This window comes from Rhodopseudomonas sp., assembly GCF_036404135.1.
GTDB lineage: Bacteria > Pseudomonadota > Alphaproteobacteria > Rhizobiales > Xanthobacteraceae > Rhodopseudomonas_A.
Genome location: NZ_DASWPE010000022.1, coordinates 80,432 through 106,572, shown reverse-complemented (window position 1 = coordinate 106,572; position 26,141 = coordinate 80,432). Strand labels below are relative to the sequence as shown.

Annotated in this window: 22 protein-coding genes and 1 riboswitch; of the genes, 8 read left to right on the top strand and 14 right to left on the bottom strand. The window is 69.1% G+C overall.

Translation table 11 applies throughout. The features are described 5' to 3' along the window. The first annotated feature begins 5 nt into the window (after positions 1-5). Together VGC77_RS02900 and VGC77_RS02895 are read left to right on the top strand one after the other, a co-directional pair. Entirely contained in the window at positions 6-1,532 is a 1,527-nt protein-coding gene (locus tag VGC77_RS02900) for an efflux transporter outer membrane subunit (RefSeq protein WP_331170056.1), read from the top strand. A gap of 159 nt (positions 1,533-1,691) precedes the next feature. Continuing rightward, positions 1,692-4,463 (top strand): ATP-binding protein, encoded by a 2,772-nt coding sequence (locus tag VGC77_RS02895; protein WP_331170055.1) that lies wholly within the window; start codon positions 1,692-1,694, stop codon positions 4,461-4,463. Here the strand turns inward: VGC77_RS02895 and VGC77_RS02890 are convergent. Beyond that, positions 4,417-5,124 carry a response regulator gene (locus VGC77_RS02890; protein ID WP_331170054.1) on the bottom strand — a complete coding sequence of 236 codons (708 nt, stop codon included), beginning with the start codon at positions 5,122-5,124 and terminating at the stop codon, positions 4,417-4,419. The genes VGC77_RS02895 and VGC77_RS02890 overlap by 47 nt on opposite strands. A gap of 133 nt (positions 5,125-5,257) precedes the next feature. Between VGC77_RS02890 and VGC77_RS02885 the strand changes: the two genes are divergently transcribed. From VGC77_RS02885 to moaA, 5 genes are all read left to right on the top strand, one after another. Beyond that, positions 5,258-6,433: a NapC/NirT family cytochrome c gene (locus VGC77_RS02885; RefSeq protein WP_331170053.1), complete on the top strand. Its 1,176-nt coding sequence runs from the start codon at positions 5,258-5,260 to the stop codon at positions 6,431-6,433. Between the two features lie 36 nt (positions 6,434-6,469). Further along, entirely contained in the window at positions 6,470-7,111 is a 642-nt protein-coding gene (locus VGC77_RS02880) for a molecular chaperone TorD family protein (RefSeq protein ID WP_331170052.1), read from the top strand. A 52-nt stretch (positions 7,112-7,163) separates the two neighbouring features. Next, positions 7,164-9,653 (top strand): trimethylamine-N-oxide reductase TorA, encoded by a 2,490-nt coding sequence (gene torA, locus VGC77_RS02875; protein WP_331170051.1) that lies wholly within the window; start codon positions 7,164-7,166, stop codon positions 9,651-9,653. Between the two features lie 86 nt (positions 9,654-9,739). Beyond that, positions 9,740-10,051, top strand: coding sequence for a hypothetical protein (locus tag VGC77_RS02870; protein WP_331170050.1), 312 nt, complete (start codon positions 9,740-9,742; stop codon positions 10,049-10,051). Further along, on the top strand, positions 10,048-11,112 hold the full coding sequence (gene moaA, locus VGC77_RS02865; RefSeq protein ID WP_331170049.1) for a GTP 3',8-cyclase MoaA: 1,065 nt from the start codon (positions 10,048-10,050) through the stop codon (positions 11,110-11,112). The genes VGC77_RS02870 and moaA overlap by 4 nt, the downstream gene beginning before the upstream one ends. Here the strand turns inward: moaA and cobA are convergent. The 5 genes from cobA to cbiE are packed head-to-tail and all read right to left on the bottom strand — an operon-like array spanning position 11,109 to position 15,591. Beyond that, positions 11,109-11,891: a uroporphyrinogen-III C-methyltransferase gene (gene cobA / locus VGC77_RS02860; RefSeq protein ID WP_331170048.1), complete on the bottom strand. Its 783-nt coding sequence runs from the start codon at positions 11,889-11,891 to the stop codon at positions 11,109-11,111. The genes moaA and cobA overlap by 4 nt on opposite strands. Further along, complete coding sequence (locus VGC77_RS02855; RefSeq protein WP_331170047.1) at positions 11,888-13,213, bottom strand: cobyrinate a,c-diamide synthase; 1,326 nt, start codon at positions 13,211-13,213, stop codon at positions 11,888-11,890. The genes cobA and VGC77_RS02855 overlap by 4 nt, the downstream gene beginning before the upstream one ends. Next, a complete protein-coding gene (gene cobM, locus VGC77_RS02850; protein ID WP_331170046.1) occupies positions 13,206-13,985 on the bottom strand; it encodes a precorrin-4 C(11)-methyltransferase in 780 nt (259 codons plus the stop codon). Before cobM ends, VGC77_RS02855 begins: the two co-directional genes overlap by 8 nt. Further along, positions 13,982-14,371, bottom strand: coding sequence for a cobalamin biosynthesis protein (locus VGC77_RS02845; protein WP_331170045.1), 390 nt, complete (start codon positions 14,369-14,371; stop codon positions 13,982-13,984). Before VGC77_RS02845 ends, cobM begins: the two co-directional genes overlap by 4 nt. Then, entirely contained in the window at positions 14,368-15,591 is a 1,224-nt protein-coding gene (gene cbiE, locus VGC77_RS02840) for a precorrin-6y C5,15-methyltransferase (decarboxylating) subunit CbiE (RefSeq protein ID WP_331170044.1), read from the bottom strand. The genes VGC77_RS02845 and cbiE overlap by 4 nt, the downstream gene beginning before the upstream one ends. Between cbiE and VGC77_RS02835 the strand changes: the two genes are divergently transcribed. Then, a complete protein-coding gene (locus tag VGC77_RS02835) occupies positions 15,590-16,372 on the top strand; it encodes a cobalt-precorrin-6A reductase (RefSeq protein WP_331170043.1) in 783 nt (260 codons plus the stop codon). The two genes, cbiE and VGC77_RS02835, sit on opposite strands and share 2 nt — an antisense overlap. Here VGC77_RS02835 and cobJ read toward each other — a convergent pair. The 8 genes from cobJ to tcuA all read right to left on the bottom strand — a co-directional run bounded on the left by cobJ (position 16,339) and on the right by tcuA (position 26,127). After that, positions 16,339-17,100, bottom strand: a complete 762-nt coding sequence (gene cobJ / locus VGC77_RS02830; protein ID WP_331170042.1) for a precorrin-3B C(17)-methyltransferase — start codon at positions 17,098-17,100, stop codon at positions 16,339-16,341. The two genes, VGC77_RS02835 and cobJ, sit on opposite strands and share 34 nt — an antisense overlap. Then, a complete protein-coding gene (locus VGC77_RS02825; RefSeq protein WP_331170041.1) occupies positions 17,097-17,828 on the bottom strand; it encodes a precorrin-2 C(20)-methyltransferase in 732 nt (243 codons plus the stop codon). The genes cobJ and VGC77_RS02825 overlap by 4 nt, the downstream gene beginning before the upstream one ends. Further along, on the bottom strand, positions 17,825-18,454 hold the full coding sequence (locus VGC77_RS02820; protein WP_331170040.1) for a precorrin-8X methylmutase: 630 nt from the start codon (positions 18,452-18,454) through the stop codon (positions 17,825-17,827). Before VGC77_RS02820 ends, VGC77_RS02825 begins: the two co-directional genes overlap by 4 nt. Further along, a complete protein-coding gene (cobN, locus tag VGC77_RS02815; RefSeq protein ID WP_331170039.1) occupies positions 18,451-21,777 on the bottom strand; it encodes a cobaltochelatase subunit CobN in 3,327 nt (1,108 codons plus the stop codon). Before cobN ends, VGC77_RS02820 begins: the two co-directional genes overlap by 4 nt. A 4-nt stretch (positions 21,778-21,781) precedes the next feature. After that, positions 21,782-22,813 carry a cobalamin biosynthesis protein CobW gene (gene cobW / locus VGC77_RS02810; protein ID WP_331170038.1) on the bottom strand — a complete coding sequence of 344 codons (1,032 nt, stop codon included), beginning with the start codon at positions 22,811-22,813 and terminating at the stop codon, positions 21,782-21,784. An 8-nt stretch (positions 22,814-22,821) separates the two neighbouring features. Continuing rightward, positions 22,822-23,250: a DUF1636 domain-containing protein gene (locus VGC77_RS02805; protein ID WP_331170037.1), complete on the bottom strand. Its 429-nt coding sequence runs from the start codon at positions 23,248-23,250 to the stop codon at positions 22,822-22,824. 118 nt (positions 23,251-23,368) lie between these two features. Then, a riboswitch (cobalamin riboswitch) is annotated at positions 23,369-23,584 on the bottom strand. Positions 23,585-23,642: 58 nt separating this feature from the next. Continuing rightward, positions 23,643-24,764, bottom strand: a complete 1,122-nt coding sequence (gene tcuB / locus VGC77_RS02800; RefSeq protein WP_331170036.1) for a tricarballylate utilization 4Fe-4S protein TcuB — start codon at positions 24,762-24,764, stop codon at positions 23,643-23,645. Then, complete coding sequence (tcuA, locus tag VGC77_RS02795; protein WP_331170035.1) at positions 24,751-26,127, bottom strand: FAD-dependent tricarballylate dehydrogenase TcuA; 1,377 nt, start codon at positions 26,125-26,127, stop codon at positions 24,751-24,753. Before tcuA ends, tcuB begins: the two co-directional genes overlap by 14 nt. Positions 26,128-26,141 lie beyond the last annotated feature (14 nt).

The window sequence follows — 26,141 nt, the reverse complement described above, 5'->3', positions numbered from 1 at the left end:
GGTCGATGATGACACGGGCAAAGCCGCGAGGCGAGCATGACACGGCCGCGGTTCGCCGCCGGCTGACGCGGCCGCTGTCGGGCCTGGTGGTGGCCGGCACGTTGCTGGCCGGCTGCGCGGTCGGCCCGGATTACGCCGCGCCCGGCATCGAATTGCCGACCATGTGGAATAACGCCAAGCCGCCGCGCACGGCGCCGCCGGTGGCCGATCTGCGGCAGTGGTGGCGGCGCTTCAACGATCCGCTGCTCAGCCAGTTGATCGAGCAGGCGGTGCAAAGCAATCTCAGCGTCGCCAGCGCCAAGGCGCGGATCCGCGAAGCCCGCGCCACGCGGCGGCAGGCGATCGGGGCCTTGTTTCCCTCGCTCGAAGGCACCGGGTCGGCGACCCGCAACCAGGTCAGTGCCAGCAGCACCGGCGGCAGCGCGGTGACCTCCACCTACAACCAGTTTCAGGCCGGTTTCGACTCCACCTGGGAGCTCGACATCTTTGGCGGCAACCGCCGCGCCGTCGAGGCCAGCAGCTACGGCGTCGATGCCGCCGAGGACGATCTGCGGTCCACCTTGCTGACGCTGATCGGCGACGTCACCGCCTACTACGCCGAGGCCCGCGGCTACCAGGCGCGGATCGCGCTGGCGCGGCGCACCGCCGCCTCGCAGCGCGAAACCGCGGCGCTGACGCAGCGCAAATTCGACGCCGGCTCGTCCTCGGCGGTGGATGTCGCCAAGGCCGCGGCGCAGGCCGCCACCACCGAGGCGAACATCCCGACCTATCAGGTCGGCTATTCCGAGGCGATGCACCGGCTCGGCGTGTTGCTGGGCCGCGAGCCGACCGCGCTGAGCCAGCCGATGGGGCAGGGCGGCGGCATCCCCGCGCCGCGGCTGCCGTTGCCGAAGGGGATTCCCGCCGACGTGCTGGTGATGCGCCCGGACGTCCGCCAGGCCGAGCGGCAGCTCGCGCAATACACCGCCAAGATCGGCCAGGCCGAAGCCGCGCTGTATCCCAGCGTCAGCCTGACCGGGTCGGTCTCCACCACCGCGCTGAAGATCGGCGACCTCGCCAAGAATTCGACGATCGGCTGGTCGATCGGGCCGGCGCTCAGCGTGCCGATCTTCAATGGCGGACAGTTGCGCGCCGCGGTCGAGATCAGCGAAGCGGAGCGCGACCAGTATTACGTCGCCTGGCACGCCGCGGTGCTCACCGCGCTGGAAGACGTCGAGAACGCCATCGTGGCGTTGGCGCAGGAACAGCTGCGGATCCGCAGCCTCACCGAAGCCAGCCGGCGCTACCGCGACGCCGCGCGGCTGTCGCGCTCGCTGTACGAGACCGGCTCGTCGAGCTTCCTCGACGTGCTCGACGCCGAACGCTCATTGTACACCGCCGAGGATTCGCTGCTGCAGAGCCGGGTCACGGTGGCGACCAGCTTTATCGCGCTGGCCAAGGGATTGGGCGGCGGCTGGGACGGCGCGATCGACAGCTCGCGGCCTGAAGTGATCGACCCCAACACCGGCCCGCACATCGCCATCGCCCAATAGCCGGCGTGTCGGCTGGAGCTATTCCGGTTCTGATAGATCAGAACCGGAGTTCCAGATTGTTGTTTCGACGCGTTTTCTTCACGCGAACCGGGAGCCACTTCGCTCGAAAACGCTATAGGATGGCGGGCCTGGCGCGCCGGTCAGGCGAAAGGGATCTGCGTGTTCAAGCACTCGCTGGCGAAACTGGTCCTGGTGCTACACTGGACCTCGATTCTGGCGCTGGTCACCATCACCTCGCTGCTGGCGGCGCAGGAATGGCTGGCCTTCGTCGACGCCGACCGCATCGTGGTTCTGACCCGGGCGGATCGCATGCTGTTCAACGCGATGACTGGAATCCGTTTCGAGGTCGGCGTCGCCGGCGTCGCGGTGCTGTCGCAGGATCAGCCTGACGCCCTGGTCGAGGCGTCGAACCGCAAGGTCGACGCGTTGTTCGCCTCGGCGGTGGCGGCGATCGACGCCACCCGGCTGGACGGCCGCGCCGGCTTGCTGGCGGCGGCGCGCGACGCCTATGCCGGGCTCGAGCGCAGCCGGCCGCTGCTGTCGGCGATGACAGCGCAGCCCGTGGCCGCGCGCGACATGGCCAGCGCCGATCCCTGGCTGATGGCGATGTATGACGTCGCCGGACGGCTGGAGGAGGCCTCGATCGCGGTCGGCAACAATGCCCGCATGCTAGACCCGGAAATCGCCGAGCTGGTGCAGTTGCGGCAGTCGTCCTACGTGATCCGCGAGCGCTATGGACGGCCGTGCTCGGCGTTGCGCGCCAATGTTCAGCGCAGCCTGCCGCTCGACCGCGACAAGCTCGCCACCTGGCGCGAAGGCGTCGGCGAATACACCGCGCGCTGGCGCTATCTGGAATCCTATCTCAACCGGCCCGGCGCCTCGCCCGAGCTGATCGCCGACGTCACCAACGGCCGCATCGCCACCGAACTCGTGCAGAAGCGCATGGACGAAGTGCTGTATGCGCTCGACGGCTCAGGTGCGCCGGCGATGCCGGCCGCCGAATGGTCGCAACTGTGCATCAGCGCCTATGATTCGATCCTGAAGCTCGGCCACGACGCGCTCGACCAGGCGATCGCCCACGCCGAACAGCGCAAGACCCGCGCCTCGCTGATGCTGGCGGCGATGGCGGTGGTCGCCGCGGCAGGCATTCTCTTGGTCGGCTTCTGGATTCAGACGGTGCGGCGTCGGCTGTCGGCGCCGATGAAGACCCTGGTCGACACCATCGGCCGGCTGTCGCGTCAGGAGTTCGCTTTGCCGGTTCCCGCCACCGGCTATCCCGACGAGATGGGGGCGATGGCCGGCGCCTTGGAGGAACTGCGGGTCGGTGCGTTGAAGGCGCAGCACCTGCAGCGGCTGTTGGAAAAGGCCCAGGAGGTCGAGATCGAGCGCGCCAACGAGGTCAGTCGCGCCAAGACCGACTTCCTCGCCACCATGAGCCACGAGATCCGCACGCCGCTGAACGGCATTCTCGGCATGGCGCAGTTGCTGGATGATAGTCCGCTGTCGGCGCAGCAACGGCAATGGCTGGACGCGGTCGCGCAATCCGGCTCGCTGCTGCTGTCGATCCTCAACGACATTCTCGACCTCTCCAAGATCGAAGCCGGCCGCATGGAGCTAGAATCGATCGCCTTCAGCCCGGAGGAGTTGCTGCGCACCATCGCCGCGGCGATGACGCCGCAGGCCGCCGGCAAGGGGCTGGCGTTTCTCACCGACTATCCGGCGTTGCCGCAGCGTCTGATCGGCGACCCCGCCAAGATCAGCCAGGTGCTGCTCAATCTGGTCGGCAACGCGGTGAAGTTCACGCACTCCGGCGAAGTGGTGCTCAGCGTTAACTGGCAGCCCGACCTTGCGCGGCCGGATCGCGGCCGGATGGAATTTCGCGTCACCGACACCGGCATCGGCATCGCCCGCCAAGCGGTCCGCCACGTGTTCGATCCGTTCTCGCAAAGCGATTCCTCGATCACCCGGCGGTTCGGCGGCAGCGGCCTGGGGCTTGCGATCTGCAAGCGCATCATCGACGCGATGGGCGGCACGATCGCAGTGGAAAGCACGCTGGGCTGCGGCAGCGTGTTCACCGTGGTGCTGGATTTCGTGGTGGCGCGGCCGTCGCTGCGCGGCCCGGCGCGGACCGCGGGGTTCGACAACATGCCGCAATTGTCGATCCTGCTCGCCGAAGACAACGAGGTCAACGCCGCGGTGGCCCGCGCCATGCTGCAGAAGATGGGCCACACCGTGCAGCACGCGGCGCACGGCCTGACCGCGGCGGCGCTGGCCGCCGAGCACGACTACGACGTGGTGCTGACCGATCTGGCGATGCCCGGGCTCGACGGCATCGGATTGGCCAAGGCGATCCGCGCGCTGCCGCACGCCACCCGCCGCGAAGTGCCGATCATCGCCATCACCGCCAATGTCTCGGCGGGCCGGATCGAGCAATGCTTCGCCGCCGGTATGACCGGCTACATCGAAAAGCCGTTCCGCCAGGAGACCTTGCGGCAGGCGCTGGCCGACGCCGTCGGCGCGCTGGAGGACGAGGGCCTGCCGCAGCCTTACCGCAGCGGATCGCTGCTGGAGCAGCGCTGCGACGATCTCGGCGAGGAAAAGACCGGCTACATCATCGAGCTGTTCGTCTCCACCGCGCCGTCGCTGATCGCCGAGGCGAACCGGGCGCTGCAGGCCGGCGATGCGCGCGGCTTCGGCGACGCCGCCCACCGGCTGAAGAGTGCCGCGGGAAATGTCGGGCTCAATCATCTGGCGCGGCTTGCGCAGCTTGCCGAGCGCGCCGCGGCGGCCAATGATCACGGCGCGATGCGGCGTTGCGCGCAGGCGATGGCGGCAAAAGCCCCCGGCAAGATCGACGCTTTGCAGCGCTCCTGGGCGGCCGTGCTCAGTGCACGGGCCCGGCAAAGCGATAGCCCAGACCATGCTCGGTGACGATCAGCCGGGGCTCGGCCGGATCGATTTCGATTTTCCGCCGCAACCGCGCGATCAGCACGTCGACGGTGCGATCGTTCGGCGCGCCGTCGCGATGCGCGCTTTCGTCGAGCAGCGCGTCGCGTGACAAGACCTGGCCGGGGCGCCGCACCAGCGCCGCCAGAATGTCGAACTCGCCGCGGGTCAGCCGCACGTCCTCGCCCTGCGCATCGGTTAGGCAGCGCTGCGACAGATCCAGCGTCCAGCCGGCGAAGCGCCGCGCCAGATTGTTGGTCTCGAGACGGTAGCTGTCCGAGGTGCGGCGCAAAAGGGTGCGCACCCGCGCCAGCAATTCGCGGTGCCCGAACGGCTTGGTGACGTAGTCGTCGGCGCCGAGCTCGAGGCCCAGCACGCGATCGATTTCATCGCCCCGGCCGGTGACGAAGATCACCGGCAGATTCGACCGCGCGCGTAGTTCGCGCAGAAAGCTCAAGCCGTCCTGGCCGGGAAGCCGGATGTCGAGCAGCACCAGATCGACTTTCTCGTGCGCGAGCACCCCGCGCAGACCGCGGATGTCTTCCGCCATGCTGACGCGAAAGCCTTCGCGCTCCAGATAGGCGGCAAGCGATTCCCGAGCCACCGGCTCATCATCGACCACGACGAGATGTGTTTGACTAACCATACGTATCTTTACTTAGGGGACGAACCCGAGGTTCTGTTCATATCTCATTCGCAACTTAGCGGAACGACGTTTACATCGCCCGAATAACTCCTGCGCAGCCTTCCTCTCGCGAGGCTGGCGCAGGAGAACGACGATGGGCTTACGTATCACGCGGCTGAAGAATTGGCTGAAGAGGCCGGTGGGCATGGGCACCGTGGCTCTGGTCGCCGTGATCGCCGCCGGCGGTTCGCTGGCCGGATGGGGCGCGTTTTCCGTTTTGCTCGACAAAACCAATTCGCTGGAATTCTGCGTCTCCTGCCACTCGATGAAGGGCAATTACGAGGAATACCAGAAGTCGCCGCATTTCAAAAATGCTTCGGGCGTCCGCGCCGTCTGTTCCGATTGCCACGTGCCGAAGGAACTCGGCCACAAGCTGATCGCCAAGGTGATGGCGGCGAAGGATGTCTGGCACACCTTGCTCGGCACCATCGATACCCCGGAAAAATTCGAGGCGCACCGGCTGGAAATGGCCAAGCGGGTGTGGAGCAAGATGGAGGCGAGCGACTCCCACGAATGCCGCAACTGCCACGCGCAGGACGCGATGGACATCCACAAGCAGCGCCCGAAAGCCGTCACCGTGATGCAGAAGGGGCTGGAAAAGGGCGAGACCTGCATCTCCTGCCACAAGGGCATCGCGCATAAATTGCCGGACATGTCGAGCGGTTACAAGTCGCTGTTCGATGACCTGAAGAGCCAGGCGGTGGCCAAGAGCGGCGGCGCCGACACGCTTTACGCGCTGGAATCCACCGCGTTCTATGCCGAGCGCCCCGAGGGCGATGCCGGCAAGGGCGACGGCAACGTCTATCCCTTGACCAAGGTCAAGGTGCTGGAGCGCAAGGGCGACTTCGTCAAGGTCGAGATCAGCGGCTGGGTGCAGGAAGGCGTCAAGCGGCTGATGGTCGCGGCGAAGGCGCGGCGCATCTTCGAACTCAGCATGACCGACGCGATGGCCGCCACCGTCAAGCTCGGCGACGCCGAGGTCGATCCCGACACCACGCTGTCCTGGCAGCAGGGCAGCATCTCCGGCTGGGCCAAGGCGGCGTCGTTCACTGCCGACCAGGCCGGGCTCGGCAGCTACGGCGCCGAGATGGCCAGTGCCGCCTGCGGCGCCTGCCACAGCCAGCCGCAGCCCGGCCATCTGCCGGCCAATCAATGGATCGGCGTGATCAAGGAAATGAAGGACGGCACCGCGCTTGGCGCCGAGGACGTCCGCCTGCTGCAATCCTACTTCCAGTTGCACGCCAAGGACATGCCGAACGCCGCACACTGATCCCCAGCCGCCCCGACCCCATGAGGCTCGATCATCATGACTGTTCTGACCGCTGAATCCTTGCCCGTCGCGGCGTTCGCCGAAGCCATCAACACGCTCGCTGCACTGTTCGGCGCGCCGCTCGAGCAACCCGTGCTGGCCGAGGTTTGCCTGCCGGTCGCGGTCGGCGCGCTGGCGCCGCTGGCGCGCATCGCGGCGTTGCGGCCGGGGGTCGAAACCGCAGCGGCGGCGGCGCGCGGGCTCGATCCTGTTCGAGCGGAATCGCTGCTCAACGCGGCGTTCTGCCGGCTGTTCTTGGGCTCGGGCGGCCCGACCTCGGCGCCGCCTTATGAATCCGCTTACCAGGGCAGCGGCCGGTTGTTTCAGGAGCCCGCCGGCGAGATGGCGTTGCTGCTGCAGCGCCGCGGCCGCCGCACCGCGGCGGACTTTCCCGAGGCGCCCGACCATCTGGTGATCGAACTCGCCTTGCTGTCCGAGGCGCTGGAGTTCGCCGCGGCCTCTCACAATGCCGACGACACCGAGACCGTCAACGTGCTGCTGACGCGGCTGCGCGGCTGGGTGCCGGATTTCGTCGCCGCCTGCCAGACCCATGACGCCAGCGGCTTCTACGCCGCCATCGCCGGCGTGCTCGAGCTGTTGCTGAACCTGCCTTTTCCCGGAATGGCGCGCGCGGCCTGACGCCGCGAACGTTTCAAAAAGCTGTGGAGCTGGTCGTTCGAAAGAGCCCGCCATGCTCCAGAACCTGAAGGAGACCAAGATGTCGGAAACTCATTCGTTGTCGCGGCGGCGCTTTCTCAGCGCGACCTCGTCGCTCACCGCTCTCGCCGCCGCCGACATGATGCTGCCGGGCGTGGTCGGCCGCGCCTTTGCGGCGGAGGCTCCGAAGGAGATTCTGACCGGCTCGCATTGGGGCGCGTTCTACGCCAAGGTCGACAACGGCCGCTTCACCAGCCTGCGGCCGTGGGAGAAGGATTTTCATCCGAACCAGGCGCTCGATGGCGTGCAGGACGTGGTCTATTCGTCGAGCCGGATCCGCTATCCGATGGTGCGCCGCGCCTATCTCGAAAACGGCATCAAGGCCGACCGCGACAGCCGCGGCGACGGCGACTTCGTGCGCGTCAGCTGGGACAAGGCGCTCGATCTGGTCGCCGGCGAATTGAAGCGGCTGGAGGAGCAGGAGGGGCCGTGGGCGGTCTATGCCGGCAGCTATGGCTGGCGCAGCTCCGGCGAGATCGGCAGTCCGCAGATCATGCTGACCCGGCTGATGAACCTCAACGGCGGTGCGGTGTATTCGTCGAGCAACTACTCGAAGGCGGCGCTCGAAGGCATCATGCCCTACGTCGTCGGCTCGATCGACGCCGCCGGCCCGCAGACCACCTATCAATCGGTGCTGGAGAACACCAAGACCATCGTGTTCTGGGGCACCGATCCGTTCAAGACCAACCAGATCGGCTTCGCGCTGCCCGACCATGAGGAATACAAGTGGTTCGAGGACATGAAGAAGGCCGGCATCAAGGCGATCTTCATCAACCCGGTCAATCTCGAGGCCAGCAAATATCTCGGCGCCGAATGGCTGGCGATCCGGCCGCATTCCGACGTCGCGCTGGCGATCGCGATCTGCCACGTGCTGTTGACCGAGAAGCTGTACGACGCCGAATTCATCGCCAACTGCACCTTCGGCTTCGAAAAGTTCTCCGACTATCTGCTCGGCAAGGGTTGGGACAAGGTCGAGAAGACCCCGGAATGGGCCGCGGCGCTGACCGAAATTCCGGCCGACGTGATCCGCCGGCTGGCGCATCAGTTCGTCGAGAACCGCACCATGTTGGTCAGCGGCTGGAGCTGCCAGCGCCAGCATCACGGCGAGCAATGGCCGTGGGCGTTCGTCACTCTGGCCTCGATGATCGGTCAGGTCGGGCTGCCCGGCGGCGGCTTCTGCCAGAACTATCATCTCTACAGCCTGGGATCGCCGGCCTCGCCGGCGCCGGCGCTGGCGCCCGGCATGTCGGGCGGCACCCGCAAGGCCAACAAGCCGTGGCCGAAGGAGAAGGGCGCGCAGTCGATTCCGGTCGCCCGCATCGTCGATATGCTGGAGAAGCCCGGTAAGACCTATGAGCACAACGGCGAAACCAAGATCTATCCCGACGTCAAGCTGACCTATTGGGTCGGCGGCAATCCGTTCCACCACCACCAGGACCGCAACCGGATGCGCAAGGCCTGGCGCAAGTTCGAGACGGTGATCGTGCAGGATTTCCAGTGGACCGCCTCGGCGCGCTTCGCCGACATCGTGCTGCCGGCCACCACGACCACCGAACGCGACGACATCGAGATGGTCGGCGCCAATTCCAAGCGCGCCTATGTCGCGATGAAGAAGGTAGTCGAGCCGGTGTTCGAATCCAAGACCGACTACGCGATCTTCACCGCGATCGCGGAGCGGCTCGGGCTCGGCCAGGAATTCACCGAGGGCAAGAGCGAACTCGACATGGTGCGCGACGTCTATGCGGCGGCGAAGAAGACCGCCGACGCCAAGAAGTCGGTGACGCTGCCCGCCTTCGAGGAGTTCTGGGACAAGGGCATCATCGAGTTCGAGACGCCCGCCAAGAACCTGCGTTGGGTGAAATACGCGGATTTCCGCGAAGACCCGATCGAGAACATGCTGCCGACCGGCACCGGCAAGATCGAGCTGTATTCGAAACCGATCGAGAAGATGGGTTACGACGACTGCCCGCCGCATGCCTCGTGGCTGGAGCCGCTGGAGTGGCTCGGCCAGAAGGACAAGGCCTATCCGTTGCACATGAACTCCAACCATCCCTTGCACCGCATGCATTCGCAGCTCAACGGCACCCGCGTCCGCAAGATCTACGAGGTCGCCGATCGCGAGCCTTGCATGATCAACACCAAGGACGCTGAAGCCCGCGGCATCAAGAATGGTGATGTGGTGCGGGTGTTCAACGGCCGCGGCCAGTGTCTCGCCGGCGCGGTGGTCAGCGACGACATCCGCCCCAGCGTGATCCAGTTGCAGGAAGGTGCCTGGTACGATCCGGCCGACATCAAGGATCCGAACACGCTGTGCAAGCATGGCGACGTCAACGTGCTGACGCCGGACATCGGCAGTTCGCGGCTGGCGCAGGCCACCTCGGCGCACACCTGCCTGGTCGACGTCGAGAAATACACCGGCCCGCTGCCCAAGGTGACGGTGTTCGACGCCCCGGCCAACGCCTGATTGCGGGTCAGCGATGACGACCGCCGCCGGGAGCTGACTTCCGGCGGCGCCCGATCCCTCCGCGCGCAATCCCAAGGAGCCGAACCATGCTTCGTATTGCCCTCACGGCCGCGCTGCTCGGCGCGGCACTGCCCGGCGCGGCATTCGCGCAGAGCGAGGCCCCGGCCGCCGCGGCGGTCGATCTCAGCGCCCCGCCGAAGATCAACGGCGGTCCGCTGGCGACGGGGACCAACACACTGACGGAAAAGCAGGTGCAGCGGCGGCTGCTGCGCGCCGGGCTGTCCAATGCCAGCGATCTGGTGTTGGACGACAGCGGCATCTGGCGCGGCAAGGCCGAGCGCTCCGGCATCAATCTGCGGGTCGGCGTCGATCGGCTCGGCGACATTTCCACCCAATGAGCTGCTCATTCCCCTTGATGGACCAGCTCGGTCTGGCACCGCGGCCGCTGTCGCGGGACCGCGCCACGCCGCGCGAGGTCGCGCCGCTGGTCGATCCGTTCGGCCGCGCGGTGTCGTATCTGCGGGTGTCGCTCACCGACCGCTGCAATCTGCGCTGCCATTACTGCATGGCGGAGGACATGACCTTCCTGCCGAAGGCGGATGTGCTGACGCTGGAGGAGATCGACCGGCTGTGCGCGAGTTTCACCGCGCTCGGCACCCGAAAACTGCGGCTGACCGGCGGCGAGCCCTTGGTGCGCTCCGGGGTGATGGATCTGATCCGCGCGCTCGGGCGGCACTTGAAATCGGGGGCGCTCGATGAGCTGACGCTGACCACCAACGGCACGCTGCTGACGCGCTACGCCAAGGAACTGGTCGCCGCCGGCGTGCGACGCGTCAACGTCTCGCTGGATACGCTCGACCCGGACAAATTCCACGCGGTGACCCGGTTCGGGCAATTGGCGAAGGTGCTGGACGGCATTCAGGCCGCCGCCGACGCCGGGCTTGAGATCAAGATCAACGCGGTGGCGATGAAGGGCATCAATGACAGCGAGTTTCACCGCCTGGTGAGCTGGTGCGGCGAGCGCGGCTACGATCTGACTTTCATCGAGATCATGCCGCTCGGCGGCATCGCGCGCAGCGAGCAATATATTCCGATGAGCGAGGTCCGCGCCGCCTTGCAGGCCCGCTTCACGCTGCAGCCGAACTCGCACCGCTCCGGCGGACCGGCGCGCTACATGACGGTGAAGGAAACCGGGCAGCGCATCGGCTTCATCACGCCGCTGACCCACAGCTTCTGCGAAAGCTGCAACCGCGTCCGCCTGACCTGCACCGGCCAGCTCTGCCTGTGCCTCGGCCAGGACGACGCCATCGACCTGCGGGCGCCGCTACGCCGTAGCCGCGACGACGGTCAGTTGATCGACGCGATCCGCGCGGCGATCCGGCTGAAACCGAAAGGCCATGATTTCTCGATCGCGCGGCCCGGCGCGGTCAGCCGCTTCATCAATGTGACCGGCGGCTAGCGCTGGGTCTGCGGTTCAGCCCCGTCGCGGCCGACGCCGGCCAGCGCCGCGCCGTACAGGATCATGCAGGGGCCCTGCGGCTTCTCGGCGGCGAGCTGCGCCGCGATCCCGCTCAGCGTGCCGGCGATCACCTGCGTCGCCGGCGTGCCGAGGCTTTCCACCACCACGGTCGGCGTGTCGCGCGACAGCCCCTGCGCGATCAGCTTCTCCGCCAGCGCCGGGAAGGTGGCCTTGCCCATGAATACGCAGGTGGTGGCGCCGGCGTCGGCCAGCGCCGCAAGATCGAGATCGCTCGGCAGCGTGCCTTCGATGTCGTGGCCGGTGACCATCTGCAGCCGGCGCGCCACCACGCGCTTGGTCAGCGAGGTGCCGAGAAACGCCGCTGCCGCGGTCGCGGTGGTGATGCCGGGCACGATCTCGATCGGCACGCCGGCGGCGCGCGCCGCGCCGATTTCCTCGTCGGCGCGGGCGAAGATCGCCGGATCGCCGGCCTTGATCCGCACCACGCGCTTGCCGAGCTTGGCGTAGCTGATCATCAGCCGGTTCAATTCGTCCTGCTTCGGCGACGGATGCCCGGCGCGTTTGCCGACCGCGATCAGTTCGGCGTCGTCGCGCGCGAACGACAACAGCGCGTCGCCGGCGAGGTCGTCGTACAGGATCACGTCGGCGGCGCGCAGCCGCTCCACCGCGCGCAGCGTCAACAGATCGACGTCGCCGGGGCCGGCGCCGACCAGCGCGATGCTGCCGATGGCTGCACCATTGGGTTCGTTGGATGTCATGGCGTCTCCTCGGCCACATCGACGATGTGGAAAAAGCTGCCGGTCACGCGGCCGCGGCGGCTGCCGGTTTCGGCGGTCGGCACCCCGGCGGCGTCGCAAATCGCGGCGAGCGGCTGATCGGGTTGGTTGATGACGCGGGCATAATGGAATTCGTGGCCGCGCAGTATGCTGTGTTCGGCATGGCCGGGGATCGGCGCCAGCAGCCTCGCGCTGCGGTAGCCGAGATGCAGCTTGCGCTGCGCGAAATCGGTTTCCAGCCCGAGCAGCCCGAGCATCGCGTGCCGCGCGCCGGCGGCGTCGACGAGGCCGGTGCCGAGCGTCATGTAGCCGCCGCACTCGCCATGCACCGGCTTGGTATGGGCGAATGCGCGGATGCCGTCGGCGAAGCGCGACGCCGCGGCGAGGCGGCCGGCGTGTAGTTCCGGATAGCCGCCGGGCAGCCAGGCGACGTCGCATGACGGATCGGGCGCCTCATCGGCGAGCGGCGCGAACGGCACGATCTCGGCGCCGGCGGCGCGCCAGCCGGCGAGCAGATGCGGATAGACGAAGGAGAACGCGGCGTCCTGCGCCAGCGCGATGCGTTGCCCGGGCGGCGCGGTGCGCGCGTGAACCGATGGCGGCGAACGCAAGGTCGGCCGCGCCGCCTTCTCGAGCGCCGCAAGGTCGACGTCGCGCGCCACCAGATCGGCCAGCGCGTCGAGCCGGGCCGCGAGCGCGGCGTCTTCCTGCGCCTGCACCAGGCCGAGATGCCGCTCCGGCATAGTCAGTGACGCGTCGCGCGCGACCGCGCCGAACACCGCGATGTCATGCCGGGCGAAGCCGTCGCGCACCAGCGCGGCGTGGCGTTCGCTCGCCACCTTGTTGAGGATCACTCCGGCGATTTGCACGTCGCTTCGATAATGCGCAAAGCCGAGCGCCACCGCGGCGGCGGATTGCGCCTGCCCGGAGACGTCGAGCACCAGCACCACCGGCCAGCCGGTGGCGGCGGCGATATCGGCGCTGGAGCCGTTGCCCCAGGCGCCGTTGGTGGCGACGCCGTCGAACAGTCCCATGACGCCTTCGGCGATGCATAGATCGGCGTCGGCGGCCTGATCGAGCAGCGCGTCGAACCGGCCGCGGCTCTGCGCCCAAGAGTCCAGATTGTACGAGGCGCGCCCGGCGGCCACGGCGTGGAACGCCGGATCGATGTAGTCCGGCCCGCACTTATAAGGCTGCACCACGCGGCCGCGCCGTCGCATCGCCGCGAGCAGCGCCAGCGTCAGCGTGGTCTTGCCGCTGCGCGTGGCGGGGGCTGCGATCAGCAGGCCGGGGGGATTATTCACGGATCAGCCCGGTCAGCGAGTTCGGCCGGAACCGGCGATCGTAATCCGCCGAATATAGCGCGCTGTCGGCAAAATCCTCGGCCGCCAGCGACGGCCCGACCAGGATCAGCGCGGTGCGCTCGATCGCAGCCTCGCGCACCTTGTCGGCGATGCTCGACAGCGTGCCGCGCAGCACGATCTGTTCCGGCCAGCTGGCGCGGACCACCACGGCGATGGCGCCGTCGGCGCCGTAATGCGGAATCAGCGTCGCCACCACCTCGTCGAGCACGTGGATCGACAGATGGATCGCCAGCGTAGCGCCGGTGGCGGCATAGGCCGCGAGATTTTCTCGCTCCGGCATCGCCGAGGCGCGGCCGGAAGTTCGCGTCAGCACCACGGTCTGCGCCACTCCAGGCAGCGTCAATTCGCGCCCCAGCACCGCGGCTGCGGCGGCGAACGACGGCACGCCCGGCGTCACGCTGTAGGGAATGCCGAGTTCTTCCAGCCGCCGGATCTGCTCGCCCATCGCGCTCCACACCGACAGATCGCCGGAATGCAGCCGCGCCACGTCGAGCCCCTGCGCATGCGCGGCGGAGATTTCCGCGACGATGGCGTCGAGATCGAGCGGCGCGGTGTCGACCACCCGGGCGCCGGGCGGGCACAGCGCCACGATCTCGCGCGGCACCAGCGAGCCGGCGAACAGGCACACCTTGCAGCGCGCGACAAGATTCTGTCCGCGCACGGTGATCAGGTCCGGCGCGCCGGGGCCGGCGCCGATGAAATGCACGGTCATGTTTCGTCCTCATTGAATGCGGCGGCGGCGGTGGCGGTGCGATCGGCCGAGACCAGGCGCGGCACGATTAGCCGCGCGCCGGGGCCCGCGGCGGCGAGTGCCGCGGCCTCGCAGACGCTGCCGACGCCGCGGTGGCGTTGGATGGTTGCGGAGCGCGTGGCGATATCGGCATCGGCGCGGCGCAGATCGGCTGCCGTCACGCGCCGGATCGGCAGCGCTGCGGCGAGTGCTGCCACGAGCAGGGCCGGATGCGCCGCCTTGTCGTCCAGCACGGCGATGGCGTCGGCGGCTTCGCCGGCCTGCGCCCGCGCCGCGGCGATGACTTCGCCGATCGAGACTGCGGCCGCCGCGTCGCGAAATCCCAGCCCGATCACCAGCCGGCTCATTTCACCACGCTCCATTGCACCACCGGCATCGCCGCGCGCCAGCCGGTCATGCCGCCGACTGCGCCTGCGCGCTCCACCGCAAGCCGCAGCAGCGTGCCGCCGTGGCGGGCCTGCCGCGCGATCAGTTCGGCCTCGGTCTCAAGCGTCACCGCATTGACCACCAGCCGTCCGCCCGCCGGCAAGGCCTGCCATACCGCGTCGAGCACGCCGTCGCGGCTGGCGCCGCCGCCGATGAAGATCGCGTCCGGCGTCGGCAGGTCGCGCAGCGCCTCCGGTGCCGAACCCAGCCGCAGATCGAAATGCGGCACCCCGAGCGACGCCGCATTGCCGCGGGCGTTGTCGAGCCGGTCCGGCCGCGGTTCGATGCCGATCGCGCGATTGGCCGGATGCGCCAACAGCCATTCGATGCCGATCGAGCCGGACCCGGCGCCGACGTCCCACAGCAATTCGCCGCCGCGCGGCGCCAGCGTCGACAGCGTCACCGCGCGGATCTCGCGCTTGGTGAGTTGGCCGTCGTGCTGGAACAATTCGTCGGGCAGCCCGGCGACCCGCGGCATGATCACCGCGCCGGGGGCTGCGATGGCTTCGATCGCAACCGCGACCGGCGAGCTGATATCATCGATCGCAAAGCTCTCGGCGCTCGATTCGCGAATCCGCTCGCGCGGCCCGCCGAGCGCTTCCAGCACGGTCAGCCGCGACGGCCCGAATCCCAGGCCGGTCAGATACGCCGCGATCTTGGCCGGCGCCGCGCCGTCGCGCGCCAGCACGATCAAGCGCGCGGAGTTATGCAGATGCGGTCGCAGCAATGCGAGCGGCTTTGCGTGCAGCCCGAGCGTGAGCGTGTCTTCCAGCCGCCAGCGCAGCCGCGCCGCCGCGAAGCCGAAAGTGGAGGGCGCCGGCACCGCAACGGTCTCGGCGGCCGGCACCGCGTCGGCCAGCACCGCGCCGGCGCCGTACCAGAACGGATCGCCGGAACACAGCGCCACCACGCGCTTGCCGCGCTGCGCCTTGAGCTTCGGCAAGGACCCCGCGAACGGAATCTCCCAGGCCAGCGTCGGCTTCCCCAGCGCTGCAACCAGCGCCAGATGCCGCGGCCCGCCGACGATCAGTTCGGCGTCGGCGAGCAGAGAGCGCGCCGCGGCGGACAGCCCGTCGAGCCCGTCCTCGCCAATTCCGATCATAGACAGCCAGGGCGTTGTCATGTCATCGCTTGCGGTCATGAACGCCTCCACGACCAAACAATTGCGCGTGCTGCTGCTCGGCGGCACCGCCGACGCCAACCGGCTGGCGCATGCGCTGGCCGGCGCCCCGCAGATCGACGCCGTGCTGTCCTATGCCGGCCGCACCGACAATCCGACGCCGCCGCCGATCCCGTGGCGCGTCGGCGGCTTCGGCGGCGTCGATGGCCTCACCGACTATCTGCGTAGCGAAAACATCGACCGCGTGGTCGACGCCACCCATCCGTTCGCCGCGCAAATGAGCGCGCATGCGGTGGAGGCCTGCCGGCGCGCCGGCGTGCCGCTGCTGGCGCTGGAGCGCGCGCCGTGGCAGCGCGTCGCCGGCGATCAATGGATCGAGGTCGACGATCTCGCCGCCGCAGCCGAAGCGCTCGGCGAAACACCCCGCCGCGTCTTTCTCGGCATCGGCCGGATGCATCTGAAAACCTTCGCCGCCCATCCGCAGCACGCCTATCTGGTGCGGCTGGTCGATCCGCCGCGTGCGGCGCTGCCGTTGCCGAATGCGCAGGTGATCGTGGCGCGCGGGCCCTTCGATCGCGCCTCCGACCGCGCCATGCTGACCGAGTTCCGCGCCGATTGCGTGGTGGCGAAGAACGCCGGCGGCCACGCCGCCTCGGCCAAGATCGAGGCCGCGCGCGATCTGGCGCTGCCGGTGGTGATGGTGCGGCGGCCTGACGTGCCGACGCGGCCCTGCGTCGAGTCCGTCGCCGAGGTGATGCGCTGGCTCGGTCACGACGAGACCCCGACCGAGCGCGGCGTATAGACGAACGGTTTGCCAGCGGCGCGCTCGATCAATTTGGTGTGGGTCGAGCCGATCATCACCAGCGTGCGCATGTCGGCGCGCTCCGCCACCGCTTCGCCGAGCGGTACGGTGTCGATGGCCTCGCGCGCATCGCTGATCGCGCTGGCGAAGATCACCGGCACGTGGCCCGGCAATTCCTCGCGCAGCAGATCCAGCGCGCGGCCGAGCTGCCACGGCCGCGCCTTCGACAACGGATTGTACAGCGCGATCACGAACCCGGCTTGCGCCGCGAGCCGCAGCCGGTGCTGCACCAATTCCCACGGCTTCAGATTGTCCGACAGATTGATGGCACAGAAATCATGGCCGAGCGGTGCGCCGATCCGGGCCGCCGCGGCGAACATCGCGCTGATGCCGGGCAGCACCTTGATGTCGAGTTCGCGCCAGGCAGGGTCGCCGGCGTCGACCGCCTCGAACACCGCCGCCGCCATCGCGAACACCCCCGGATCGCCCGACGACACCACGACCACGCGCTTGCCCTGCGCGGCCAGCCGCAGCGCGTGGCTGGCGCGGTCGAGTTCTTCGCGGTTGTCGGAGCCGTGCCGCACCAGGCCCGCGCGTTCGGCGACCCGCGCCACATAGGGCGCGTAGCCGATCAGGTCGGTGGCTTCGGCCAGCGCCGCGGCGACTTCCGGGGTGATGAGGTGCGCGGCGCCGGGGCCGAGGCCGGCGATGATCAGCGATCCGCTCATGGCCGTCGTCCCTGGCCGTGCACCAGAATCACAGAGAAGTAGGGCGCCTCGTCGTCGGTCTTGTCGGCGAGCCGCATCACCTTCTGCGCGGCCATGGTGCCGCGCTCGACATAGATCGCGCGTTCGATCAGGCCCGCGGCCTCAAGCGCGCGGCGCACCTTCGGCAGATTGCGGCCGAGCTTCATCACCACCAGCGCGTCGATCGCGGCAAATCGCTCGCGCAGGCTGGCTTCATCCAGCGTCGCCGGCACCACGCTCAATACGTCGTCGCCGAAGGTGATCGGCCGGCCGCTGGCGGTCCAGCAGCCGGACATTCCGGAAATCCCCGGCACCACCACGACGTTGGCCTTGCCGGCGAGCCGGCTGTGCAGATGCATGAAGGAGCCGTAGAGGAACGGGTCGCCCTCGCACAGCACCGCGACGTCGCGGCCCTCCGTGACGTGCACCAACAGCTGCCGCACGCAGTCGTCGTAGAACTCGCGCAGGCTGTCATTGTAGGCCGGATCGTCGATCGCGATCTCGGTGGTCACCGGATATTCCATCGCGAATTCGATCACGCCGGGCGCGAGCATGCCGTTGACCAAGGTGCGGGCGTTGCCGGCGCGGCCGGGTTTGCGGAAATGCGCGATCACCGACGCCTGGCCGATCAGCCGCGCCGCCTTGACGCTCATCAGTTCGGGATCGCCGGGGCCGAGCCCGACGCCGTAGATGGTAGCAGCCATGCTCATTCGACCTCACTCGCCAGCGCATTGACCGCGGCTGCCGCCATCGCGCTGCCGCCGCGGCGGCCGCGCACGATCACGCTCGGCGCCGCTTCGCTTTCCAGCAGCGCCTCCTTGGATTCCGCGGCGCCGACGAAGCCGACCGGAATGCCGATGATCGCGGCGGGCGGCGCCAGGCCCGGCTCCTGCAACATCTCCAGCAGGCGAAATAGCGCGGTCGGCGCGTTGCCGATCACCACCAGCGAGCCCTTGAGCCGGTCGCGCCACAATTCCATCGCCGCGGCGCTGCGGGTGGTGCCGAGCCTTGCCGCCAGCGCCGGCACCTGCGGGTCCGAGAGCGTGCAGATCACCTCGTTATCGGCCGGCAGCCGCGCCCGGGTGATGCCGTTGGCGACCATCTGGGCGTCGCAGAAGATCGGCGCGCCGGCGCGCAGCGCAGCGCGCGCCGCGTCGCTGAAGCCGGGCGTGAACACGATGTCGTCGGCGACCTCGACCATGCCGCTGGCGTGGATGATCCGGACCGCGACTTTTTCGTCGCCGGGGTCGAAGCGCGCGAGCTTGGCTTCGGCGCGGATGATCGCGAAGGATCGCGTGTAGATCGCGGCGCCGTTTTTCTCATAGGCGTAGCTCATGATGCAGCCTCGGTGTGTGGGGGCGTGGCGATGGTCTGGATCGCCGAATTGCGCCGCGTCGTCCAATAGCCGGCGTCGAGCAATTGCTGGAAGCGTTGTCGCATCGCTGCTGCGGCCGCCGGATTGGCCTGTTCGATGAAGCTGCGCACCTCGTCGCAACCCAGCGTGGCGTCGTAGTACAGATCGAAATGCGCGCTGGAGACCGCGCCTGCGAGATGCGCGAACAGCGCCATCTGGTCGAGCGTCGAGGCGATTTCCGCGGCGCCGCGAAAGCCGTGCCGCATCTGGCCTGCGATCCAGCGCGGATTGGCGGCGCGGCCGCGCACCACGCGGGCGATCTCCTCGTCCAGCGTGCGCATCTTCGGCGCGTCGAGGCGCGCGGAATCGGCGTGATACATCGTCGGCGCGGCGCCGCCGAGCTTGCGCGCCGCCGCGGCAAAGCCGGCTTCATGCGCGGCGTAGTCGGGCGCCGCGAGCAGGTCGGTCTCCGGCAGGTCCTGGGTGTGGACGAAGGCGTCGGTATCGCGGGTGCGGCGTTCCAGCGCCGCGCGCGCCGCGGCGCCGTCGTCGGCGCCGCCATAGGCAAAGCCGCTCGCCGCGAGCCAGGCGTCGCCGGCCTCATCGATGGTCTGCGGCGCCAGATCGGTCACCGTCTCGACCACGCCGGCGCCATAGCTGCCGGGCGCGGGTCCGAACACCCGCGGGCCTTCGCCGCGGCGATAGGGGTTTTCCGCGTCGGGCTCGTCGCGCAGCGCGAGTGCTGCGACCGCCTGTTCGAACAACAGCGGCAGGTTCTGGAACACGTCGCGGAACAGCCCCGAGATCCGCAGCGTGACGTCGATGCGCGGGCGGCCCAAAAGCGGCAGCGGGATGATGTCGAAGCCGGTGACCCGCGTCGAGGTCTGGTCCCATTCCGGCACCACGCCGATCAGCCGCAGCGCCATGGCGAATTCCTCGCCGGCGGTGCGCATCGTCGCCGAGCCCCACAGATCGAGCATCACATTGCGCGGATAGTCGCCATGGTCCTGCAGATGCCGGGTCAACAGCGCTTCGGCCAGCCGCTCGCCCTGCGCGGCGGCGTTGCGGCTCGGCACCGCGCGCGGATCCACTGTGAACAGGTTGCGCCCGGTCGGCAGCACGTCGCGGCGGCCGCGCCACGGCGAGCCGGAGGGGCCGGGCGGGACGCGGCGGCCGTCGAGCGCGGCCAATAGCGCGGCGCGTTCGCCGGCGGCGCAGGCCGCGAACGGCATGGTCAGCTCATCGCCGCCTTCGGGCGCGCAGCCGAAAACATGCAGCCCGTCGGCGACCAGCGTGGTCTTGACGTCGCAGACAAAGGAATCCAGCCGCACCACCGCCTCGCGCGGCGTCATCTCGGAGGTCAAGCCGCTGTCGCGGTCGAGCCCGGTTTCGCGGGCGCTGTCAATGATGGCGGCGGCCAGCCGCTCGCGGCGGCGCGGGTCGAGGCCCTCGGCGAGCGAGTATTCATCGAGCAGCCGCTCGATCGCGTGCAGCCCCGGCGGCAATTTGCCGGCGCTGATCGGCGGCGTCATGTGGCCGATGGTGACGGCGCCGAGCCTTCGCTTCGCCGCCGCGGCCTCGCCGGGATCGTTGACGATGAACGGATAGATCAGCGGCGTGGCGCCGAGCAGCGCGTCGGACCAGCAGGCCCGCGACAGCGCCACCGATTTTCCGGGCAGCCATTCCAGCGTGCCATGCGCGCCCATATGGATCAGCGCGTCGGTGCGCGCGGCGTGGCGCAGCCACAGATAGAACGCGACATAGCCGTGGCGCGGCGCGCGGCGCGGATCGTGATACTCGGCGGCGCGATCGCTGCGCTGGCCGCGCTCCGGCTGCGCCGCGATCAGGGTGTGGCCGCAGCGCACGATTTTGAAAACGAAATCGCCGTCGATGAGCGCCGGATCGCTGTCCGCGGCGCCCCATTGCGCGTCGAGGTCGGCGCACAGCGCCGGATCGAGCTCGGCCAGCGCGGCCTGATACTCGCGCAGCGGCCAGCGCACGGTCGCGCTTTGCAGCCGCGCGATCAGCGTCGCGGCATCCTCCGGAGCGTCCTCGATGGCAAAGCCCTGCTGGCGCAACAGCCGCAACAGCTCGACGGCGCTGGCCGGGGCGTCGAGCCCGACGGCATGGGCGATCTGGTCGTCGCGACCGGGATACGACGACAGCACCAGCGCCAGGCGCTTGTTGTCGTCGGTGGCGCGCCGCAGATTGATCCAACCGCAGGCGCGCGCCACCACGGCCTTGATCCGCTCGTCGTCGCCGCAATGCACGATGCGGGCGTAGCCGAGCTCCGGATCCGGCGCCTCGGCTTCCTTGAACGAGGCGACGCCGGCGAACACCCGGCCGTCGATTTCCGGCAGCACGACATGGATCGCCAGATCCGGCGGCGACAGCCCCCGATCCGATTCCGCCCACACCGCGCGCGAGGAGCCGGCCAGCGCCACCTGCAGCACCGGGGCGTCGACCACGTCGAACGGCGCGCCGTGCTCGCCGCGCGCCGAGAACGCGGTGACGTTGATGATGACGTCGGGCGCGATCCGGGCGATCGAGGCGCGCAGCCAGGGATCGCTCTGCGGATCCTTCAGGCTGGCGGCGAACAGTCCGATGGCGCGGACGCCGCGGCGCGACAATTCGCCGATCAGCCGGTCGACCGGATCGGTGTCGGCGGCGGCGAGGAAGGCGCGATAGAACACCACCAGCGCCACCGGGGCGCCGTCCGGCGCAGCATCGAGCGCGTCGTCGGCGACGACGCCGGTGTCGGGACGATAGAAGCCGTGGCGCGGCAAGGCGGCGGTGGCGGTCGGCAGCGCCGCCGGCAGGCCGGCGGCGAGCGCCAGTTGCGCCAGCGCGCCGCGCGCCGCGTCCGGGCCGCCCTTGTCGCACAGTGTGGTGAGCCGGCGCAGCGTCGAGGGCGGCAGGTTGGACGCCGCGTCGAGCCGCGGGTCGGGGCGGCCGTCGCCGGGAATGATCGCCAACGCAATGCCCTTGGCCGCGGCCAGCGCCGAGACCTGCTCGATGCCGTAGCGCCAATAGTCGATGCCGCCGAGCAGCCTGATCAAGATGCCTCGCGCGCCGCTGAGCGTCTTTTCGCAGTACAGATCGACCGACAGCGGATGGATCAGCCGGCGCAGATTGGCCAGCCGCAGGCTCGGCAGCGATCCTTGCCCGGCCCGCCAGGCCGCGGCGAAGCCGCCGAGGTCGCTGTCGGAGAACGACAGCACCACGAGGTCGGCCGGCTGCTGGCCGAGATCCTCGGCGGTCGCGGTTTCCTCCAGGCCATGGCGTTCGCGGAGCAGGATATGCATGGCGTCACCCGGTCATCACGGCGGTGATGGCGGCGTGGTCGATGCCGCGCTCGCCGATCACCACCAGCCGCGACTGCCGCGCTTCGTCGGCGCGCCACGGCCGGTCGAATTGCGCGCGCACCCGCGAGCCGACGCCCTGCACCAATAGCCGCATCGGCTTGCCGGCAATGGCGACGTAGCCCTTTGCGCGCAGCACGCCGTGATCGCGGGCGATGGTTTCCACCGCGGCGATGATGGCTTCGGCGCTGCTATCGCCCGGCAAGGTGATCACCAGCGTCTCGAAATCGTCGTGGTCATGGGCGTCGTGGCTGTCGTGATGGGTCGGCCGCGCGGCAAGATCGTTCTCGGCCGCAGCGCCGATGCCGAGCACGATGCGCGGATCGACCCGGCCCTCGGTCGCTTCGACGATCGGAATGGCGCGTGGCGATTCCGCCTGCACCGCCTCGCGCGCCCGTGCGAGCTGCGCCGGATCGACCAGGTCGGCCTTGTTGAGGATCACGATGTCGGCGCAGGCGACCTGATCCTCGAACACTTCGCCGAGCGGGGTGTCGTGGTCGACGCTATTGTCGTCGAGCCGCTGCCGGGCGATCGCCGCGAGGTCGTGGGCGAAGCGGCCGTCGGCCACCGCCTCGGCGTCGGCGACCGCGATCACCCCGTCGACGGTGATGCGGGCGCGCAGGTCGGGCCATTCGAAGGCCTTCAACAGCGGTTTCGGCAGCGCCAGCCCGGAGGTTTCGATCAGGATGTGATCGGGCGGGTTGGGGCGCGCCAGCAGCGCGGCAATCGTCGGCACGAATTCGTCGGCGACGGTGCAGCACAGGCAGCCATTGGTGAGTTCGACGATGGCGTCGGCCGGGCAATTGGCGTCGGCACAGCCTTTCAGAATGTCGCCGTCGACGCCGAGGTCGCCGAATTCGTTGACCAGCACCGCGAGCCGGCGGCCCTGCGGGCTCTGCATCAGGTGGCGTACCAGCGTGGTTTTGCCGGAGCCGAGGAAGCCGGTGATGATGGTGACGGGAATCTTTTCGATCGACATGGGCTCTCCTAGGCCGGCTGCGGCGGGGGCGGAATCCGCGCGATCACGCCCTTGCGGAAGATCGTCGGCCGCTCGCGCCACGGCACCAGGCCGTCGTCGGTCGCGGCGTATTGTCCGGCGCCGGCCAATAGCTCGGCGGCCGCGGCCTCGGTGAGATCGCCATAGACATAGCTCCAGCGCCCGGCGCCGGAGAGCGCCGCGCTACAGCCGCGGTTGCAGTTCGACAGGCATTCGGCGGCGACGATGCGGACCCGGGGCGGCTGATCCTGCTGCTGCTGGGCTTCCAGCAGCGCCTGATGCAACCTTGCGCCGGGGCGGGGGCTGGTGTCGCGGTCAGCGCCGGCCAGGCAATTGACGCAGACGTGCAGCGTCACCGTCGGATCGACGGATGCATCGCCGGGTCGCTGGCTGGGCGCGGCTTGGGTCGGATCGTCCATACGCAAGGCCAGTCGATGGATGGGCGGCCGCGTCAAACGCGGGACCCAGACATGCGGCGAACGGACCTGCACTCCGATCGACCAACGTCTTCACTCCGGAATTCCCCGCCCGGAATGGCGAAACGCGCAGGCGACGGCAGGTTTCCTGGCTCGCGGGTCGTGGCCGGCACCACCTTCCCAGGTCGAAACCCAGTGGTTGTCGGTGCAGGCTGTCCGCTCACAGTTGCGGGGGCAGCTCCGGCTTCGTCGGAGTCCGGGAGTTCCCGTCCTCTGACGCCCGGTATTCCCTCTTCGCCCTGCCCAAGGACAGGGTACCGTCGGCTAGGGACTCCATCAGCCCGAAACGCCGCGAAGTCAATACCTGCAGGCGTACAGTCGGAGGCTGATCCGGCTCATTCGTCGCCGCCGCGGCGCCGGCGCGGCTTCGCGCGGTCGATCGCGGCGCGCAGCAGCGCCAGCGAACGGTACAGCCCGTGCACCGCCTTGCTGACCGGCAGCACCGCAAAACTGCCGATCACGAGACCCAGATGCAGGCTCAGCGCCAGCCCCATCGCGGCGCTGTCGCGCAGCGCCAGCACGGCGAGGCCGCTCGCCGCCAGGCTCGCCAGCAACAGCAGAAACACCACATTGAGCCGGACCTCGGCGGCCGCCGAGGGCGCGCGGTCGGCGCGGCGTTCCAGCCGCAGCAGCCCGCCGATGCCGAGCAGCATCAGCACCCCGCCGATGCCGCCGGCCAGCACCGGCAGGCTATCCAGCGGGTAGGGCGCGGCGATCGCGAAGACGTGGTGATAGACGGCCGCGATCAGCGTCGAGGCGACGCTGGCCAGGAAACCCGTGACCATGATGTGGTGGCACCAGCGGCGCTGCTGCGAGAACTGTTGGTTCACGTCGTTGCAGCCGGGACCGCCGCCGCCGAGATTGCGCAGCGTGACGATGTCGCGCAGCGCCGGGCCGAGCGCGCGCAACGTCGCCGCGAGCGAGGCGCCGGGCGCGATTGCCCGCCAATAGCGCGCCGCGCTGATGCCGATCGCGAGCATCGCCCAGGTCAGCGTTACGGCGGCGGCGCCGGCCATGATCGGCCACGGCACCACGCGGTAGAACGCGCCTTCACCGCGATGCGCAGTCAACAAAACCTCGGCCGGCAACAGCAGCCATGTCGCCAGCAGCGTCAGCGCGGTGATGCCGCCGACGATGCCGGCCACCACGCCGGCGTTGAAAGCAAAGCCGCCGCGCAGCACGCGCGGCCAAGCGTAGTCCGCATAAGAGCGCTGCCGTAGTTCGGCCAGCGTATTCGGCAGGTTGACGGCGAAGGGGTGCGGCGGCGCGTATTGGCAGGCGTACCAGCAGCCGCGGCAGTTGTGGCAAAGATTGGCGAGATAGTCCAAGTCGTTCGGGGTGAACTCGTGCTGCCCGGCGATGGCCGGAAACACCGCGCATAGCCCGTCGCAATACATGCAGGCGGTGCAGATCCGCAGCACCCGATCGGCCTCGGCGGTGAGTTCATCTGGCGGCATGGCGCGCGGCCTCCTCGCCGGCGAGGCGTCCGAACACCGCCGACAGCGTGACGCCGAGCCCGGCCAGATAACCGCGGCCGAGCACATTCGCCGCCATGATCATGCCTGCGGCGAACACATTGCCGAGGCACTCGTCGCCGGTTGTCAGCACCCGCATGGTTTGATCGACGGCGACGCCGAAATGCGTAAACGTCAGCCCCGGCCGCATCGGATAGGCGGCGAATGGCGGCGCGGTGAGCGGTTTCGCGCCATGGCTTTTCGGCGGGGTGAGCGCCTCGGTGCCGCCGCCCTCGCGCACCGCGGCGTTGAAAGAGGCGACCGTGGCCTGCAGCGCCTGCGGATCGAGTTCGAGCTTGGCCGCGAGGCCCGCGATGCTGTCGGCCTCGATCGGCGGCAGCGCGGTCGGCAGCGCCCGCGCCCGGCCGGCGGCGTCCATGATCAGATAGGCAGTCTGCCGCTCGCATTGCGCGATCCGCGCGCCCCAGCGGGCATAATGCGTCTTGCGGGCGTCCTCGCCCTCGTCGTGAAAACGCTTGGCGTTGCGGTCGACCACGATGCCGTAGGGAATCGCGGTGATGCGGGTGACGATGCCGCCGTCGACCTCTGGTCCGCGGGCATCGACCGCGACGATGTGGGCCTGCGCCGGATCGCCGACCGCTCGTGCGCCGGCATCGAGCAGCAGCCGCAGTACCCGCCCGGTGACGTAGGGCGTGCCGCGGATCACCAGCCCGTCGGCGATGGCGCCGAAATGCGCGCGCAACCAGCCGCGATCGGACTGCTGGCCGCCGCAAGCCAGCACCACGGCCTTCGCGGCGATTCGTTCGGCGCCGCCGTCGCGCGCCACCACGACCTCGCTGCAGCGCGCATCCTCGACGTGCAGCGCCACCACTTCGCTGTCGTAGCCGATCTCGACGCCGATCGCCTCTGCGGTGGCATAGAGCGCGTTGATCATCGCCTTGCCGCCGCCGAGAAAGAACGCGGTGCGCTTGGAATGCGGCATCACCCCGCTGCCGGGATCTTGCAGCGCCACGCCATTATCCTGCAGCCACGGTGCGATGCTGGCGGAGCCGCGGATCAGCAGCCGCGCCAAAGCCTCGTCGGTGGCGCCGGCGGTGACGCGGTGAAGGTCGCGCAGGAACGCGGCTTCGCCGTAACTGTCCGGCACGTACCATTGCGCTTCGTCATGCATCAGCCGGAAATTGCGGGCGTGGCGGCTGTTGCCGCCGCGGAAGCTGATCGGCGCCTGTTCGAGCAGGCGCACCGTGGCGCCCCGGCGCCGCGCCGCGAGCGCCGCGCACAGCGCCGCGCTGCCACCGCCGACCACCAGGACGTCGATTGCTGTTGGAGCGGACGCGCCGCTCATGATCGCGTTCTGTC